Annotated in this window: 16 protein-coding genes; 6 read left to right on the top strand and 10 right to left on the bottom strand. The window is 57.6% G+C overall.

Annotation, left to right across the window (positions count from 1 at the left end):
- Positions 1-2: 2 nt before the first annotated feature.
- The 3 genes from ASC90_RS17215 to ASC90_RS17205 form a co-directional block, all read right to left on the bottom strand.
- Positions 3-986, bottom strand: coding sequence for an oligopeptide/dipeptide ABC transporter ATP-binding protein (locus ASC90_RS17215; protein ID WP_056542785.1), 984 nt, complete (start codon positions 984-986; stop codon positions 3-5).
- The gene (locus ASC90_RS17210) at positions 983-1,987 is read right to left on the bottom strand and encodes an ABC transporter ATP-binding protein (protein ID WP_056542784.1); all 1,005 of its coding nucleotides are present in this window, start codon (positions 1,985-1,987) and stop codon (positions 983-985) included. Before ASC90_RS17210 ends, ASC90_RS17215 begins: the two co-directional genes overlap by 4 nt.
- A 102-nt stretch (positions 1,988-2,089) precedes the next feature.
- A complete protein-coding gene (locus tag ASC90_RS17205) occupies positions 2,090-3,718 on the bottom strand; it encodes an ABC transporter substrate-binding protein (protein WP_056542783.1) in 1,629 nt (542 codons plus the stop codon).
- Positions 3,719-4,026: 308 nt separating this feature from the next.
- On the opposite strand from ASC90_RS17205, the gene ASC90_RS17200 reads away from it, so the two are divergent.
- From ASC90_RS17200 to ASC90_RS17180, 5 genes are all read left to right on the top strand, one after another.
- Entirely contained in the window at positions 4,027-4,965 is a 939-nt protein-coding gene (locus ASC90_RS17200; protein ID WP_056542780.1) for a sugar-binding transcriptional regulator, read from the top strand.
- A 358-nt stretch (positions 4,966-5,323) separates the two neighbouring features.
- The gene (locus ASC90_RS17195) at positions 5,324-5,797 is read left to right on the top strand and encodes a hypothetical protein (RefSeq protein WP_056542778.1); all 474 of its coding nucleotides are present in this window, start codon (positions 5,324-5,326) and stop codon (positions 5,795-5,797) included.
- 61 nt (positions 5,798-5,858) lie between these two features.
- Positions 5,859-6,515: a hypothetical protein gene (locus ASC90_RS17190; protein ID WP_056542776.1), complete on the top strand. Its 657-nt coding sequence runs from the start codon at positions 5,859-5,861 to the stop codon at positions 6,513-6,515.
- Positions 6,516-6,653: 138 nt separating this feature from the next.
- A complete protein-coding gene (locus ASC90_RS17185) occupies positions 6,654-7,295 on the top strand; it encodes a hypothetical protein (RefSeq protein ID WP_056542774.1) in 642 nt (213 codons plus the stop codon).
- Between the two features lie 95 nt (positions 7,296-7,390).
- Positions 7,391-7,669 (top strand): hypothetical protein, encoded by a 279-nt coding sequence (locus ASC90_RS17180; protein ID WP_156393007.1) that lies wholly within the window; start codon positions 7,391-7,393, stop codon positions 7,667-7,669.
- A gap of 15 nt (positions 7,670-7,684) precedes the next feature.
- On the opposite strand, the gene ASC90_RS17175 is transcribed toward ASC90_RS17180, so the two are convergent.
- The 7 genes from ASC90_RS17175 to ASC90_RS17145 form a co-directional block, all read right to left on the bottom strand.
- Entirely contained in the window at positions 7,685-8,464 is a 780-nt protein-coding gene (locus ASC90_RS17175) for an SDR family oxidoreductase (RefSeq protein ID WP_056542770.1), read from the bottom strand.
- A gap of 11 nt (positions 8,465-8,475) precedes the next feature.
- Positions 8,476-9,624: a galactonate dehydratase gene (dgoD, locus tag ASC90_RS17170; RefSeq protein ID WP_056542768.1), complete on the bottom strand. Its 1,149-nt coding sequence runs from the start codon at positions 9,622-9,624 to the stop codon at positions 8,476-8,478.
- 14 nt (positions 9,625-9,638) lie between these two features.
- Positions 9,639-11,261 (bottom strand): GMC family oxidoreductase N-terminal domain-containing protein, encoded by a 1,623-nt coding sequence (locus tag ASC90_RS17165; protein ID WP_056542766.1) that lies wholly within the window; start codon positions 11,259-11,261, stop codon positions 9,639-9,641.
- A gap of 21 nt (positions 11,262-11,282) precedes the next feature.
- Entirely contained in the window at positions 11,283-12,173 is an 891-nt protein-coding gene (locus ASC90_RS17160) for an aldose 1-epimerase (protein ID WP_056542764.1), read from the bottom strand.
- Positions 12,174-12,177: 4 nt separating this feature from the next.
- Positions 12,178-13,182, bottom strand: a complete 1,005-nt coding sequence (locus ASC90_RS17155; protein ID WP_056542762.1) for an ABC transporter permease — start codon at positions 13,180-13,182, stop codon at positions 12,178-12,180.
- A 12-nt stretch (positions 13,183-13,194) separates the two neighbouring features.
- Positions 13,195-14,721: a sugar ABC transporter ATP-binding protein gene (locus tag ASC90_RS17150; protein WP_056542760.1), complete on the bottom strand. Its 1,527-nt coding sequence runs from the start codon at positions 14,719-14,721 to the stop codon at positions 13,195-13,197.
- 71 nt (positions 14,722-14,792) lie between these two features.
- Positions 14,793-15,773 carry a substrate-binding domain-containing protein gene (locus tag ASC90_RS17145; RefSeq protein ID WP_056542758.1) on the bottom strand — a complete coding sequence of 327 codons (981 nt, stop codon included), beginning with the start codon at positions 15,771-15,773 and terminating at the stop codon, positions 14,793-14,795.
- Between the two features lie 236 nt (positions 15,774-16,009).
- Here ASC90_RS17145 and ASC90_RS17140 point away from each other — a divergent pair, with 236 nt between their 5' ends.
- Positions 16,010-16,780 (top strand): FadR/GntR family transcriptional regulator, encoded by a 771-nt coding sequence (locus ASC90_RS17140; protein WP_056542756.1) that lies wholly within the window; start codon positions 16,010-16,012, stop codon positions 16,778-16,780.
- The last annotated feature ends 399 nt before the right edge of the window (positions 16,781-17,179 follow it).

Here is a 17,179-nt window from a genome sequence, read left to right as displayed (position 1 = left end):
CGTTACGCAGCTATTGCTGCCTCGTCGCCGGGGACGACATGACATGCGGCGGTGCGGCCCTGGCCGATGCTTCGCAGCTCGGGTGTTGTCGAGCGGCAGACATTGAGGGCGATGGGGCAACGTGGATGAAAGGCGCAGCCTGAAGGACGATTGGCCGGGTTCGGCGGCTCGCCCTGGAGGATCACTCGGCTTTCCAACGGCTTGCCCGGTACCGGCACGCTGGAGACGAGTGCCTGTGTGTAGGGATGCTGCGGAGAGCGGAAGATCACGTCAGAGGACGCCTCTTCCACGATGCGCCCCAGATACATTACTGCCACGCGGTCGGCGATGTTGCGCACCACCTTGAGATCGTGGCTGATGAACACCATCGCGAGTTTGTTCTGCGCCTGCAGATCGGTCAGCATGTTGACGACCTGGGCTTGAATGGACACGTCCAAAGCCGAGACCGGTTCGTCGCAGACGATCAGCTTCGGGCGCGAGGCGAGTGCCCGTGCGATGACAGCGCGCTGGCGCTGGCCACCAGACAGTTCGTGCGGAAAGCGGTCCGCCTGGTCCGGGCGGAGGCCGACTGCTGCCATCAGTTCTTCTACACGCGCCGCGCGGTGCTCCCTGGGAATGAGCCCATGGATATCCAGTGGTTCGCCAATCTGGCTCGATATGGTCAGACGCCGATCAAGTGCCGCAAGCGGGTCCTGGTAGACAAGTTGCATTTTGGCCCTCAGCGCGCGCCATTCCGGCGTTGCCAGCTTCGGCATAGTCTTGCCCTCGAACAGGACATCGCCCGATTGTACGGGATCGATACCGAGCAGCATCCGACCGAGCGTCGATTTTCCAGAGCCGGACTCTCCGACGATACCGAGTGTTTCTCCAGCATTGACGAACAGCGAGACACCGTCGACCGCACGCACAGGTATGGCTTTTCCAAACAGGCTGCGTCGTATCTGATAGGTGCGGGCCAAGTCCCGGGCTTGCAAAAGCGGGGTCATGAAAGTGCCTCGTCGGCAACGCGTACGGCGGGCGCCGGTGTGTCAAGCTTTGGGACAGGGCGCAGGCATGCGAGCGAGCGTCCGTCGTCCAGCACGTCAAGCGCCGGCCGATCGCTACGGCAAAGATCGAGCGCCCGTGGACAGCGGGGCGAGAAGGAACATCCGGCGGCGAGTTGCTTGGGATTCGGCACGGTGCCTGGAATAGGGATAAGGCGCTTGCGCGGTCCATCAATGGTCGGAATCGCGTCGAACAGCCCGCGCGTATACGGATGAAGCGGTTCGGAAAACAACTGCGCGACGCTGCCCTGCTCGACGATGCGGCCTGCATACATGACGCAAACGCGTTCGCAGACTTGTGCGACCGCGCCGAGGTCATGGCTGATGAACACCGTCGCCATGCCGGTTTCGGTGCGAAGCTGGATGAGCAGATCGAGGATTTGCGCCTGGATCGTGGCGTCGAGCGCCGTAGTCGGTTCATCGGCGATCAGGATATCGGGCTCACCGGCAAGCGCCATTGCGATCATCAGCCGCTGACACTGGCCGCCGGAAAACTCATGGGGGTAGAGATCGATGCGGCTTCGCGCGTCGGGAATGCCGACGATGTCGAGCAGCCGCAGAGCTTCGGCTTTCGCCGCCGCGCCGCGCAGACCACGATGCAGCATCAGCGCCTCGATGATCTGGCGCCCGATGCGTTGAACGGGATTGAGTGAGCTCGACGGATCCTGGAATATCATGGCGATCCGCCCGCCGCGAACCTGCTCCAGAGCAGAGCGTGGCGCGCCGCGCAATTCGCGGCCTTCCAACTTGACGGAACCGCTGACGGTCGCCTTGCCTGGCAAGAGCCCGAGTGCTGCGAGCCAGGTAACCGATTTGCCACAGCCGGATTCTCCGACGAGGCCGACGGCTTGACCGCGTTTGACCTTTAGATCGATGCCGTGGAGGACCTGCACGCCGTCGAAGGCAACCTTCAAATCGTGCAATTCTACGAGACTGGAGTCCATTCGGTCCACCTCCTTCAATCGTTTCAACTGGCCAAAGCGCGGCTTGCCGCTGTCGAAAGGATGCCCCGGCGGCTTTTCGCGCGCCGGGGCTAGAGTGCATGATCAGCCGGTCCAGTTGTTGGAGCGGAAATCCATGGCGAAGGCGGGCGCGGCCTTCCAGTTCAGGGACGACTTCATGCCGGTGAAGACGGCATTCTGATGCAGGACCTGATAAACCGGGTCCTCGCGCTCGCAGATTACCAGCATGCGCGCGAATGCCTTTTTGCGGGCTGCACGATCGGTGGATGTCTCGAGAATGGCCGCCATCTGGTTGGCCTCTACGTTGGTCCAGTCCTTCTTTTGCTGAACTTCGCCATTTGGGCCGAATTGGTTGACGATCGAGGAGACCGGATCACTGAAGGCGGAACCTGCCGACCAGTCGCGCACACCCTTGATGCCTGCCGGATCGTGGATCTGCGCCCAGTTTTCCTTCATCTGAATTTCGACGTTGATGCCGACCTGCTTCCACATCTCCACCATGATCTGACCGTTTGCGGTCTGGTTGGTGTAGTAGTTGTTGAGAAGGCGGAAGGGGATGGCATCGCCCTTGTAGTTGGCCTGCTTCAGCAGATCGCCGGCGAGTTTTGGGTTGAATTCGGGAACGCTCCAGCCCTCGACGAACATGTCGGCGTAGAATGGAAACTGTAGCCCGGCGGGGATTTTCGTCTGACCCGCCCAGAGTGCCTCGACGATTGCCTGACGGTCGATCGAGTGGGTCATCGCGCGGCGGACGAGCGGGTCGGCAAGCACGGCATTCTGAGTGTTGAACACAGAGATACGGTGGTTGTTGATCGTCGATCCCTGCACCTCGAAACCGGGAGTTCCCTGAACAGTCGCGATCTGATCCGGCGGCAGGTCGCAGGCAAAGTCGTACTGGCCGGACAGCAGACCGTTTACGCGCGAGGCAACTTCGGGCACTTCGACAAAGCGTATCTGCTCAAGCGGAGGGCGACCGCCCCAGTACTCGTCAAAGGCCACCAGTGTCAGGGAGACGTCTGGTTTGTACTCGCCTACCATGTACGGCCCGGTGGTAACAGGCTTGCGAGCCCAGTCGATGTAGGTGGCGGCTTCGTCCCAGGCACGGCGATTGGCGATCTGGCTGCCAAAAGCGTAGAGGCGGCCTTCGAGCGTGACGTCCGGTGTTGCATTGTGGAAGCGCACAGTATGCTTGTCCACGATCTCGACACCGGCAAGAGCTGGCCACAAGCGGCGGCCGACGCCGGGCATGATGGCGGGCAATTCCTTGGCCGTCGCCGGTTTGTGATCCGCCTCGAAGATCGTCTTTCCGCCGGCGGGCTGCGTATTGCCGAACACGCGCTCAGCAGAGAAACTGAACGCGACGTCTTCGGCCGTCAGTTCGTCGCCATTGTGAAACTTGACCCCCGGGCGAAGCGTCAACTCGATGGTCTTGTCGTCGATGCGCTTCCACGCCGTCGCGAGGCCGGGGACCGGACCCTGGTTGCCCATCCAGTCGCGAATGATCAGGCCTTCCCAGAAGTTCGGGAAGAACACGCGCTCGCCGACGTTGGACTGCTCATTCCAAACGTCGAGCGTGTTGTTGTTGGTGATTTTCTGAACAGCGATGGTGACGGAAGGGCGCTTGCCTTGGCTGAACGCCATACGCGGAAGGATAAGGCTGCCAGCAGTTGCGCCGAGCAGGCCAAGTGCACCGCGTCGATTAAGTGAAATCATCGGAGTCTCCTTTGTGCAATAACTTGCTCTGCAATCGCACTTGTTCTTGCGCTTGCGTGATGTCGGCCAAGTGATGGCCGAATGAAAATTATGTGAAATCCCCGGCACCTGCGCGGATGTCAGCGGCGCAGCGCCAAGCATCGGAAAAGATTGTCGTTCTCGTCGATTTCGGTAGCCCTCGTCCAACCCGCGCGGCAGGCTTCGGTCTCCCAGGTACGTGTCAACATCCGGCTGCAACTCAATGAGCAACTCACTAGGTTACAAATGCTACGAGGATGTGACATATGTAACTTTTTTCGGAGGTCACCTTGGATCAGATGGACTTGTTGGTGAAGGCGTCGTGGCTCTACTACGCCGAGGGGCTGACTCAGGCGGAGATCGGTGACCGCATGAATCTCACGCGACGACGGGTGAACGAGTTGATCGCGATGGCCCTAAAAGAGGGCGTCGTCCGCATTACTTTCCGTGCGGGAGCAGCGGAGAATGTCGAACTCGAGGCCAAGTTACGCAAGACCTTCAACCTGGAAGACGCTGTCGTCCTGCCGACGCCCGTCGACCCAGCGCAGTTGCATTGCATCTTGGGACGAGGAGCAGCTGCGTATCTCGACAGGATGATCGACGTCCGCAAGCCACGATCGATCGGCGTCGGCTGGGGGGCGACCTTGCGGGAGACCGTGCGTCAGATGACAGCGCGCAGCGCGCCTGACCTGGATGTGCGCTCCATGATGGGAGGCCTCACCCGCGGCTCCGAGATCAACACGTTCGAGATAGTGCATAGTTTCGCCGCCGTATTGAACGCGCGATGTCACTATCTCGCGGCACCAATTTATGCCGGTAGTCCGGCGTCGCGTGAAGCCATCACTTCACAGCCGGTGTTCCAAGATCTTCTGCAGAAGATTTGCGATGTCGACATCTCGTTCCTGAGTGTCGGTGACGTTACGCTGAAGTCGCTTCAGGTGAAATATGGGCTCCCCGCCGGAACGGATATTCAACATTTGCTTGCCTTGGGTGCCGTCGGTGACGTGCTTGGGCGCTATCTCGATAGTCAGGGCAGGCCGATCAAGCACTCCCTCAATTGCGAGGTGGTGTCACCCGAGCTTGAAAGCTATCGCAAGATACCCTGCCGCATTATTGCGTCGGGCGGCGCCCACAAGCTTGCGATATTGCGGGCAGTCCTGCGCGCCGAACTCGCCACGGTCGTGATAACGGATGCTGAAAGCGCGAAAATGATGATCGAAGAGACTTGACTGAACTTGGATTGGTTAGCCCTACGACCATCGCGAGAAGAGCCATCATTAAACTTGAAATGCCTCTCATTGCGCTATCAACGTACGATGCTTGCATCAGCAGCAAAGTTGCGCCTCCGGGGTTGGCTTGAATTCAGAGAAGGTTTGAAAAACTTCTGCAAAACTGGTAGGTAGGCAGCAGTCTTGCTTTCAAAAATCCTCGATGAACTCGGGTGAACGACCCGAACAGACGAATACTCGATCCGATTACGGCGATTTGGACGGCGGTCATGACCAGCGCGGCCCAGGGCCGATAGGTCCTTTGGTGCAACTAACGGTTTTGAACCCGAAGTCTGATAGCTTCGTGGGGTTAAGAGCGATGAACAAGCATCTGGACGAGTTGAAGCGAGCGTGCAGAGCCGAGCTGAGCCATTCGGATTCCGAGCGCATTGATGAAGGGGAATCGATTTGGCTCGCGGGTCGCCCGGCGACTGCCGAGGACGGCTTCATTAGCATCGCCCAGGACGAAAACATACGTACGATCATCCGCGAAAAGGATGTCCAGGAAGTACGCAAGGAAGGCGACTTCTACCTCGTCAGAGTCAGCACTGAGGCAAATCTGCTCGTGCGCTACGAGCGAGTTACCAAGGCCAAGCCCACGGAGTGCGGCTGCGATTCTCCCGACGAGGGAGCGACAGGGCTGCAAGCCTCGATCGCGCGCCAAATCGGTGATACCGGCCCCTTCGGCGTGCCGCTCGGCCCCTGCCGGCTCTACATACATTGCGAGTATTGGGGCGGTACCAGGATCTGTTGGTGGTGGATAACCTGCCCCGGCAAGATAGGCAGCATTTGAGACCACCGATTCATCGCTTCACTAGTCCCAACTCACAACATTGAAGCCAGAGGTCGTGATCATGAAGCCAACGAACATCTCTACCCTTGTGGAACAAATCGAAAGGGACTTTGACGGGCGCTTTCCCAAGTATCCGGATCAGACTAAATTCATCGTGAAAGATGAAAGAGTTGAAAAGGCAATCGTTTCGCGGTTTGCCAAAAATCAGTCTTTATTATCAATAAGGGCTCTGCCCTACAATTTCACAACCGGCCTGCATTTCATCTGCTTTGATTTTACGCCGGAAGGCGGAGGTATCGGCCCTGACGGCCTATTGGTGATTGCAAATGGGGATTGCAACGTCGTAGCGCTGATCGATGACTTCGATGCTAGGCAGCCCAATCCATGGGTGCCACCCCTCCCTGAAAAGAGCGATATTGAAACGGACGTAACGCCATTTGCCTTGGCAAGGCCTTCCGGGCTCGACAGAATGTCCATCCAGACGGAAGACCTTGTTCCGATGGAGGTGCGCAGCACCGCGTTCTTTGCGCGGCTGGGCGGTATGGGCGGCGTATTTGGCAGAGGCGCGTTCGGGGTCGACGACGGCTCGGGCGGCACCGCCACGTCCTGCACCTATGTCTCATTTACCATGTGGGAAGGACCATTCCCGGGAATGGGCAACCGAGTGTTTCCGCGCGCGATCTACGATACCAGTTTGGATGACTGCGCGCCCGCCTGAAATCATGCCCCCGAATTGGTATTTTCGTAGCTAAGGAAAATCGATTTCGGGAAATGAGGCCGGCGAGTGGGGCGGCTAGCGACGGAGTGCGCCGCCTTGCTGCGGTCGCCCTCTCCATTGACGACAGGTCCGAGCGCCATGCCCCAGCCGATACTTATCGTTGCGCCTGCAAACGACGTACACGCCCTCACCGTCCAGCGGGTGTTGGAAAAGAATTTCTCCGCAGAGTCGATTATATGGGATACCGCACAGCTTTCCGAAAATGAGCGGATAGCATTCTATCCACGGGCGACGGACGATCCGTTCCACCTGAAGCTTGATCAATGCCTCCTGGGGCGCGCGGGAATTCATAGTATCTGGTGGCGTAGGCCCAATGGCTTTGCAACAACCCGGGGTGCAACCGCCGGCGCCGTGTCCAATTTCAATCGAAACGAGTATTCCGCGCTGCTCCATGGAGCGCTGTCGGCGCTGGATGTCCCCATCCTCAACGATCCCTATGTGGAATCGCGCGCCGGCAGAAAGCCTTTCCAGCTTTCCGTTGCGAATAGCTTGGGCCTGAACATTCCCGAAACGGTTATCTCCAACGACTCGCAGGCAATTCAAACCTTCTGGGAAAGGCGGGGTCGAAATTGCGTCTACAAGACCCTTACTCCGATGGAGGGGCGTCTGTTGGAAACACGGCGCCTGACGGCGGCCGACTTCGACGAGATCGACAAAGTCCGCCACGCTCCCATCATCGTTCAAGAGATCGTTCAGGGCTTGGATATTCGGGTCAACTGATCGGAAATGAGATATTCGGTGCTGAAGCGATGCCCACGATTCAGGCAGCCGAACTGGATTGTAGAATAGATCCCGGGGTAAAATGGGAAAAACACGTGATTGATGAAGCGCTGCAGCGGGATATGAGGGCCTTGGTCAGGAGACTGGGGCTTCACTACGGGTCCATAGACATGCGCCTCACGCCGGAAGGAAAATACGTGTTCTTCGAGATCAACCCGTCCGGCCAGTTCTTGTTTATCGAAATCGATACCGGCCACCCGCTTTCCAATGCGATGGCCGCCATGCTGTTAAGTGCACGATCGAAACCCAGTCAAATGGGATCGACAACTTGGGTTGACGGCTGGGAGACAAGAGCAGGACGTACCCGTCAGTGAACGGCCCTAATAACTCTAGGCCGAATGTTGCTGCACGCTGAGGCCGCCGTCCACAGTAAGGCATGTTGCATTCATGAAAGGGCACTCGTCCGAAATCATGAAGACGGCGGCCAACGCTATTTCCTCCGGCGTCGCAATTCGCCCGCCGGGATGCAGCTTCATGGTCTCTGCTTCGGCTGAAACTGGATCCGGAAAGCTGTTCCAGTAGTCAATGACCTTCTGTGTCGCAACGTAGCCCGGCGCCAACGCGTTCACCCGCACGCTCTTTGACGCATACTCCAACCCAAGGGACTTGGTCATGCCGAGCAGAGCATGTTTGGCGAGCGGATATGGAAAAGTGTGCGGAATGATCGTGAAGGCGTGCGTTGAGGCAATGTTCAGGATAGCGCCACCACCTTGATCGATCAGTCCGGGCAACACTGCCTTGCAGCAATTCCACGCACCTTTCAGATTGATGTCGAAGCAGCGGTTCCATTCTTCGTCTGTTGTTTCCAGTGGCTCGGAGAATACATTTACGCCCGCGTTGTTGATGAGGGCATTGAGCTGCCCGATTTCGGCACGAGCGTCTTCGACCACTGTTGAAATCGATCTAGCGTCGGTGATGTCGGCTGCCCTGTAGCCAAGGTTATGCCCTGCGCCTTTCAACTTCTCGGCCTCAACCCGCAAACGATCATCATCGCGGTCGATCATGAAAACGCTGGCGTCTTCTCGAAGCACAGCTTTCGCAATTGCAAGGCCGATACCCTGGGCCGCGCCAGTGATCAGTATTCGCTTGCCGGTTAGCCGTCTGGCCATGCCAATTTCCTTTACCACTCAGCGACGCTGCCATCCTCATGACGCCACAGTGGATTGCGCCAGCGATGTCCCTCTTTTGCCCGTTCGATGACGTAGGCCTCGTTCACCTCGATGCCGAGGCCTGGGCCTTGTGGAATGGACACGAAGCCGTCGTCGTAATGGAAGACGTCCTTGTTGGAAACGTAGTCAAGGATGTCATTGCCCTTGTTATAGTGGATCCCCAGGCTCTGCTCCTGGATGAATGCATTGTAGCTGACGGCGTCGATCTGCAAACAGGCAGCCAACGCGATTGGTCCCAGCGGGCAGTGCGGTGCCAGAGCGACGTCATAGGCCTCGGCCATGGCCGCGATCTTTCGACATTCGGTGATGCCACCGGCATGACTCAAATCCGGCTGGATGATGTCAACGTAGCCATCAGCAAGCACACCCTTGAAGTCCCAGCGTGAGTACAGGCGTTCGCCGAGAGCAATGGGCGTCGAACATTGGTTGGCAATCTCCTTCAGTGCTTCTCGGTTTTCCGACAGAACCGGTTCTTCGATGAACAGGAGCTTGTATGGCTCCAATTCCTTCGCCAGAACCTTGGCCATTGGTCGATGAACGCGCCCGTGAAAGTCCGCGCCGATCCCGACATGAGGACCGACCGCGTCTCTGACAGCTGCGATATTCGCGATGATGGCGTCGATCTTTTCGTGGGTGTCGACGATCTGCAGCTCCTCGGCACCATTCATCTTGATCGCCTTAAAGCCACGAGCGACCACTTCCTTTGCGTTGTTGGCAACGTCAGAGGGGCGATCCCCGCCTATCCAGGAGTATACCTTGATGCGGTTACGAACCTGGCCACCGAGCAGGGAATGGACGGGTTGCCCAAGTGCCTTGCCCTTAATGTCCCAAAGTGCCTGGTCGATGCCTGATATCGCGCTCATGTGGATGGCGCCACCACGGTAGAATCCGCCGCGATACATGACCTGCCAATGGTCCTCGATCAGGAACGGATCCTTCCCGATCAGGTAATCAGAAAGCTCGTGGACCGCAGCCTCCACCGTCAATGCTCGGCCTTCAACGACCGGTTCACCCCAGCCAACGATCCCCTCGTCGGTTTCGATCTTCAAGAATAGCCAACGGGGCGGCACGATGTAGGTTGTGAGTTTCGTGATCTTCATTAAGGATTTCCGATCTAAGCGAGAATGAGGTCGGCAGCTTTGCTCGCTGCGGCCATGACAGCGGCGTTAGTATTGCCGCTGACGATCGTAGGCATCAGCGACGCGTCCACAACACGCAGGCCGCTCGTACCTCGGACCCGGAGATTGATATCCAACACCGCTTCCGGGTCTGTGTCCTGCCCCATCTTGCAAGTGCCGACAGGATGGTACCCGGTCTTTACCGTGCGCTTGCAGTGCGCCGCGACCGCCTCGTCGCTCGTCACGTCAATACCTGGGAATATTTCCTTGTCGATAAGATCGCGCATCGGTGAGGCATCCAACACTGTGCGGGCAAATCGAAAACCAGCCATTGTCAGCCGCAGGTCATCCGGATGCCCGAAGATTTGCGTGTCGACGATCGGATTGTCAAATGGATCGGACGAAGCCAGGGTGACAGATCCCCTCGCCTTCGGACGAAGCAGGAGCGAGTTGATCGTCACGCCATCCCCAGGTTCCGTTCCCATCACATCTCGGTCGAGATAGACCGTTGGCACGCAGAACATTTGAATAGTCGGCCGCTCATTGTCGCCGTCTGGGTCGTAGAACGCGCACGTCTCGACGCCAGTCGTCGACACAGGACCAGATTTGAACAACAGATACTGCAGACCCGCCTTGATCATCGGCCATCCGCGATCAGCTCCATAGTAGCCGAACGCCCCCTTGGTGGTCGCAACGACCGGGCATTCGTAGTGGTCTTGCAAGTTCTTGCCGACGCCGGAGAGAACGACCCTTTTCTCGATACTGTGTTTGGTCAACTCGTCATCCGGTCCGATGCCAGAGATCATGAGCAGCTTGGGGGTCTGGTAGGCACCGGCAGCAAGAATGACCTCTCCTGCGCTTGCGGATTTCCGGCTGCCACGCCACAGATACTCGACGCCGGTCGCTCGGTTGCCGTCCATCGCAATGGCGGTCACTGTCGCCTCGGTTTCGATCTTCAGCAGCGGACTTTTCATAACTGGGGCAAGGAAAGCATCAACCGCACTGGAGCGCCGTTTCGTTTTCCAATCGATCGTATGCTGCATGAACCCAACGCCAAATTGCCGTGCGCCGTTGAAATCGGGATTGTAGGGGATCCCCATCCCCTGCAGCGTTTTGACGTATGTGCGGGTCATCGGGCTAGTATGTCCAAGATGCGAGATCTTTAGAGGCCCGCCGACACCGTGAAACTCCCCTGCAAGATGGTCATTGTCCTCCTGGGCTTTGAAATGGGGAAGCAAGTCACCGTAGGACCAGGCGTCGTCATTGGATCCACCCGGCGTGACGAGGTCGTTCCAGAGATCGAAGTCTGCAGCCTGCCCGCGCATGTAGACCATGGCGTTGACCGTGCTGCCGCCACCCAGGACCTTGCCCTGAGGGACGGTCGGGCCGCGACCGTTCAACTGTGGCTGCGGTTTCGTCTGGTGCATTGCAAGATAGGTGTCCTTGGCCAGGAATTTCATGTATCCGGCCGGAAAGCTCATGATCGGATTAGCTTTGGCTGGTCCACGCTCCAGTAGCAGAACCCGGGCCTTACCATCACGCACCAGCTTTTCCGCGACCACACAGGCGGAACTCCCCCCGCCGACGATGATGTAGTCATAACGGTCATTCACAGACATCAGTCACTCCAAAATTCAATATCAAATGCTGGAAGGGCGCATGTGGATGCTGCCGCAAAGGCTCTCGCCAGGTGCCAAAACCTTCAGGCCACCCAGATCTGGCATATTGTGCCCATTCGCCAGATGGGTCATGGGCTCGAAACAAAAGTAGTCCCGCTTGTAGCCCGGATCGAAGGTCGTATCGGAAACGAAAACGAACGCGTGCTTGAAGACGGCGTCAGCGGTCAGATGGAGCAATGTATTCCGCTCAGGCCAGGTAATTAGCGCTTCCCCACTCCAATCTTCAAAGCCATTGTTTACCCAACGGTGCGGTAGCGGCGCCGGAGAGCTGAAATCCAGATCTTCGGGGATCGTGGTCCGTTCACCGGGCAGCCAACCATCGACCTCCGTCCAGAATTGGCGGGCTGGTGCCAAGAGTGTCGTCTTCGGCGTCATCGGGAAATATGGGTGCCACCCAAGGCCAAACGGCATAGCCCGTTCGCCGCCGCTCTCGACCGTAAGGGTCATGGTCAGCCCCCCTTCGTCGATCGCAAAGTGCTGGCTCGCTTTGAATGAATATGGACTTTTGCCATTGGTATGCGTGAAGCTCATCTCGACCGAGGTTGGGGTCTGTCGTACGATCAGCCATTCAGCCTGCCAGCCCTCGCCGTGCAGGTAATGTTTGTCCCACTCGGTATTCGGCCTAAGTCGATATTCTTCCTCGTCAAAGGCGAACGCGTTCCCCTTCACGCGATTTCCAAAAGGGACGAGCGGATAGCACGATGAACCGAGTGCATCTACATCTTGGGACACGCTCGGACGCAGTAGCGCTTTCTTACCGTCTCCAATGTCCCTCCAAAAGCCGAGTACCAACCCGCCTTTGGTCGAAACGCGAAGAGACAGTGGACCAGCTTCGAGATCTACGACGGTCATGGCATCAGCCCTTGTTGCGGGACATGCTGCGCTTAATCGCCTGAATGTTGGCAAGCACCGCAATCACGATGATCAGACCGCGTACGACCTGCTGGAAGAAGGGATTGATCCCGAGCAGGACAAGGCCGTTGCCAATCAACGTAATAACGAGGACGCCGAGAAGGGTTCCAAGCATCGATCCCCGGCCACCGGACAACGATGTCCCGCCGACCACGACCGCTGCGATGACATCGAATTCCAAACCGGTAGCGGCTGTCGCATTTCCCGATCCCAGCCGTGAAACCAGGAGGATACCGGAGATTGCTGCCATGGCACCCGCAATGGCGAAGAGCGCGACGCGAATCTTTGAAACGCTGATGCCACTGAGAAACGCCGCGTGTGCGTTGCCCCCGATGGCAAATACCGAACGGCCGAAGGCAGTTTTCCGGCTGATGAATGTAAACACAGCGAACAACACCAGCATGATAATCGCGGCAGGAGGAATCCCCAGGAACGAGCGGTCCAAGGCGTCGAGCGTGTCGTTACGACCGATCGAAACCGGCAGCGCGTCCGTGACAAAAAGTGCCGTCCCGCGAAGCGCGCTCCAAAGGCCAAGCGTCGCGACGAAAGAGGGAACGTCGAAATAGGCACGAAGGGCACCGGCAATGGATCCAAGCAAGGCGCCGACGACAATGGCAAGTGCGAACGCTATGGGCGTTGGGACGCCCCACTGTAGGAGGAAGGCAAGCACGACTGAGATGAACGCCACCATCGGGCCAACGCTGACATCGATTTCGCCCGCTATAATGATCAGCGTTGCGGCCCAGGCTGCAATACCGATCGTCGCAGCATCACGAAGGATGTTGATCTGGTTGTTGAACGAGAGGAAGCCGTTCGCCGTCGATGTGAAAACGACATAGAGGATAAGGATTGCAACAAACAAACTCAGTTCGTTCATGTGTTGTGACAACGTGAACCGGGACTTCGGGCGTTGGGCTGATGCTGACTTTGCAGCCTGGTCGAGTGACATTTGATGTCTCCCTCAATGTCCAGCGATGCAGGCCGCCATCAAGGCATCCTGATCGATGTTTGGTGATTTGAATTCTTCTTGAAGGGTGCCATCACGCAGGACGAGCACCCGATCGCAAACAAGTGGAAGTTCCTCGATCTCGCTGGAGACGAAGATCACGCTCCGGCCCTCTGCTGCCAACTGGCGAATGATCGCGTAGATCTGAGCCTTGGCTTCAACGTCGACGCCTCTGGTGGGCTCGTCAAGAAGCAGGACGCGGCTGTTCGCGTAGACCCATCGTCCGATCACGACCTTCTGCTGATTTCCGCCCGACAGCGTACCGATTGGCGTGTCAGTCTGTGCGGTCTTGATATGCAGGCGCTGAATTACCTTGCGCGTGGCGTCGGCCATCATTTTGGCAGACAGGATTCCATTCCTGCTGACGTCAGAAAAGTTGGTCGACAGGGTATTTTCGTCGACGCCAAGCAGGGGAACGATCCCCTCTTCCTTGCGACTCTCCGGAGTGTAGCCAAACCCAGCGGATATCATTTGCTTGTAGCGGCCCGACCTCACGGATACGCCGTCGACCAGCACCTCACCACGATCCCGGGAACGGACACCCATGATCGCCTGCAGCAGCTCGGTGCGCCCCGAACCAAGAAGGCCAGCGATACCGAGCACCTCCCCGACTTTGAGCTGGAAAGACGCCGAGGACAGTTTTGGCGCGAGTGCCAAGTCGTGAACTTCCAGCACCGTCTGGTCTTGGCTTCGATTGTCTAAAGTGGCAGCCTTCGATGCCTCGACCCCGAGCATCAGACGAACAATCTCACGTGTATCAGCACCCTTGACGTCAAGGGTTTCTATGATACGTCCGTCCCTCATGATTGTTGCCGAGTGCGCTATCTGGCGGATCTCGTTCATACGGTGGCTGACATAGATAACCGCGATCCCTTCCGAGGCGATGCGGGTAACGGCGGCCATCACCTTCTCGGCTTCGGCGGCCGCGAGCGAACTTGTCGGCTCATCAAGAATAACAAGTTTCGGCTTTCCAAGCAGGACACGCGCGATTTCCAGGAGTTGGCGTTCGGCCGGACTAAGACTGGCAACCAGAGTGTTGGGCGCCCGGTCGAGCCCAAGCCGCGCCATTGCAGCCGATGCTTCCGCTTCCATGTCGGCGTACTGAATGATGCCACCCTTTCTGGGCCAGCGCCCCAAAAACAGGTTCTCGGCAAGCGTCATGCCCGGAACAAGGCTGAGTTCCTGGTAGACAACACGCACCCCCTTTTCGAATGCGTCCTGTGCACGGTTAGAACCCGAGTGCCGTAGTTCTTCACCGTCGATTTTGACGGTCCCACTATCGGGTATCTCAGCTCCAGTCAGAAGTCTTATAAGCGTGGATTTGCCTGCGCCGTTCTTCCCAAGCAACGCCCTTACTTCCCCGGCAGCGACTGAGAATGTTGCGTTGTCGAGCGCAAGGACGCCAGGATATTGACGCGTGCATCCCTCGATCAATGCGATCGAGTGTGAGGCAAGGACAGCCGTCCGCAATGTTTGTGTCATTTGCTTTCCACCTTCGAGAAGATGCCGCCGGTCTCCCGGCGGCCTCGGCTTTTGTCACTTGGGAGGTGATCTCACGGAACGCCGTCGGCATGAGCCTTCAGCCAGGCATTGCCGTCTTCAGAAGACTTGTAGAGGTCGATGTCATAGGCAACCTTGATACCTTCTGGCGGTTGACCATCGATCGACTTGATAGCCTGAGCAAGCGCCAGCTTTCCGAGACCCTGGCCTGAAATATCGACTACAGCCTTGATGACGCTGAAGTCGGCCAGCTCCTGGGCGATCTCGGTGGTCATATCGCCGCCGAAGACGACGACTTTGCCGGTCTTTCCCTGGCTCTTTACGGCACGGGCGGCACCGAGCGTGGCACCACCTGCTTCGCCGAAGAACGCGTTGATTTCAGGGTTTGACGTCAGCATTGTCGCAGCGACCGACACGGCCTTGTCGAGGGTAGCCCCTTCTTGATTGGCTACGATTGCAGCGCCAGGCACCTTCGCCTTCAGAGCTTCTTCGAAACCTTTGCGGCGTGTGACGCAGACTTCCACGAATTCGCAGTTCAGGACGCCAATCTTCGGTGAATCAATTTTTTCTGCGATAAAGTAATCTGCGGCCGCATCGCCCAGCTTGTGACCGAAATCATAGGGGTCACCGACTGCATACGCCGAGATGTATTCCTTCATGTCGGCGTCGTTAAGGCATGTGTTGTAGCAGACGACCGGTATGCCAGCGTCATGGGCACGCCGGATTGCTCGCGAGGAGCCGTCTGCTGATACCGGCGAGACGATGATCGCCTGAACGCCAGACGAAATTAGCGTGTCAATGAACGACGATTCCTTGCTGGCATCGCCTTGGGCGTTCGTCTCAACGACCTCCAGTTTGCGGCCAGCATCGTTTGCACCAGTCTGAATCCCCTTGCGTACACCTGCGTAGAAGCCCTGAGCGTCCATGTAGATGGCGCCGACTTTCAGGTCCTTATCCTGAGCGAAAACCGTTGTGGCGTGCGATCCAGCGATCGTTGTGAGCGCCAGGATCGCGGCGCGTACGATGAGCTTCATTTTGCTCCCTCCCGTTATCTCCAACAGCGAGCCCCACTCCGAAGCCCGCCGACAAGGCAAACTTAGTCTAGGTCCGATTATTGTCAATATAAATACGATTTATTTTTTTAAAAATATGGTGATTCCCCCTGAGCGTGTGCTATAGGCTATCTACGCCCGATAGTTTTTGGGCTACAAACGCTCTTGCGGCTGCCGAATGTTCAGACTTAGCCGTACTGTGATCGGGGGATAAACGAGTGGCAATCGCGCGAAATGAGTGGAAACTGACCGACGGCGGCATCGAGATCGCATCCGGCGGCAAGCGTACCGTTCGCGAAGCGCTGCTTTCCAAACTGGTCGAGAAGATCGTGTCTGGCGAACTGCCCGAGGGGGCCACCCTGCCAAACGAAGCGGACCTCACGGAGCAGTTTGACGTCAGTCGCACCACACTGCGCGAAGCGATGCAGTATCTCTCGGCAATCGGAATGATAAGATCGCGTACGAGGGCAGGAACCACAGTGCTGCCGCGAGAAAATTGGAACTACCTGGATCCACTCGTTCTCGATGTGATGCTCTCTCTGGGGGGTGACAAATCCTTTTACACCTCACTGATCGACGCCCGACAGCTCCTGGAACCGGCCGCAGCGGAACACGCGGCGAAAAACGCGAGTGCCAAACAGCTCTCGCGAATTGCCCAAGCGTTTGAGGATATGGTGGATGCGAACGCCCGGGACAACGAGGAGTGGAGTCGTGCCGACCTCGAATTCCATACCGCTATCATCGACGCGAGCGGTAACTGGGTCTATCGGCAGTTTGCAAGCGCGATCCGCGCCGCTCTCCTCGCCAGTTTCCGGCTTACCAACCGCGCCAGCCAGTCTCACCAACAGGCCATTCAAAAACACCAGGATGTTCTTGAGGCTATAAGAATGCGCGATCCCGTCGCAGCGCGAACCGCAATGGAAACCCTGATCGGTGTCGCGAGAGCGGAGATAACTGACGCACTCAAAAAGGGCACCCCTGCACCCTAGCTCAGAAGCGTGTGCGACAGTCTGATGCATCTCCAGTGTCTCGATGGCAACCGAAACACCCCGACGCAGGGTGTTTTCCAAAAAGGTTTCGAAGTCTTTGCAAGCGGCTTGTTGTGCGGCTCATTCAAGAAGCGGCCGGTTGCCTGGATGGCGACAAGCTCAATGCTTGAACCCCTGTAACTTCAGCTCGCACTGGACCCGCGTGTGCTTTGGTTTGATACTGGACGGGATTTCGGAGCAAGCTCTATGGGTGGGCATTCACTATTCTTTTTTTAGTCGAATCTGCCTGTGCGCTGCGGATATCGTAACCGCCCGATTGCTACCGCGTAGATTTGGCTTTGATGCGAGCGACGAGCAGCTCGTTGTCAACAAAGCTGTCTAGGAAGTCGTTCCATTCTT

Origin of the sequence: Rhizobium sp. Root1220 (genome assembly GCF_001426265.1) — a bacterium.
GTDB lineage: Bacteria > Pseudomonadota > Alphaproteobacteria > Rhizobiales > Rhizobiaceae > Rhizobium.
Note: the sequence above shows the minus strand (reverse complement) of the source record. Positions and strands in the feature narration are given on the sequence as shown.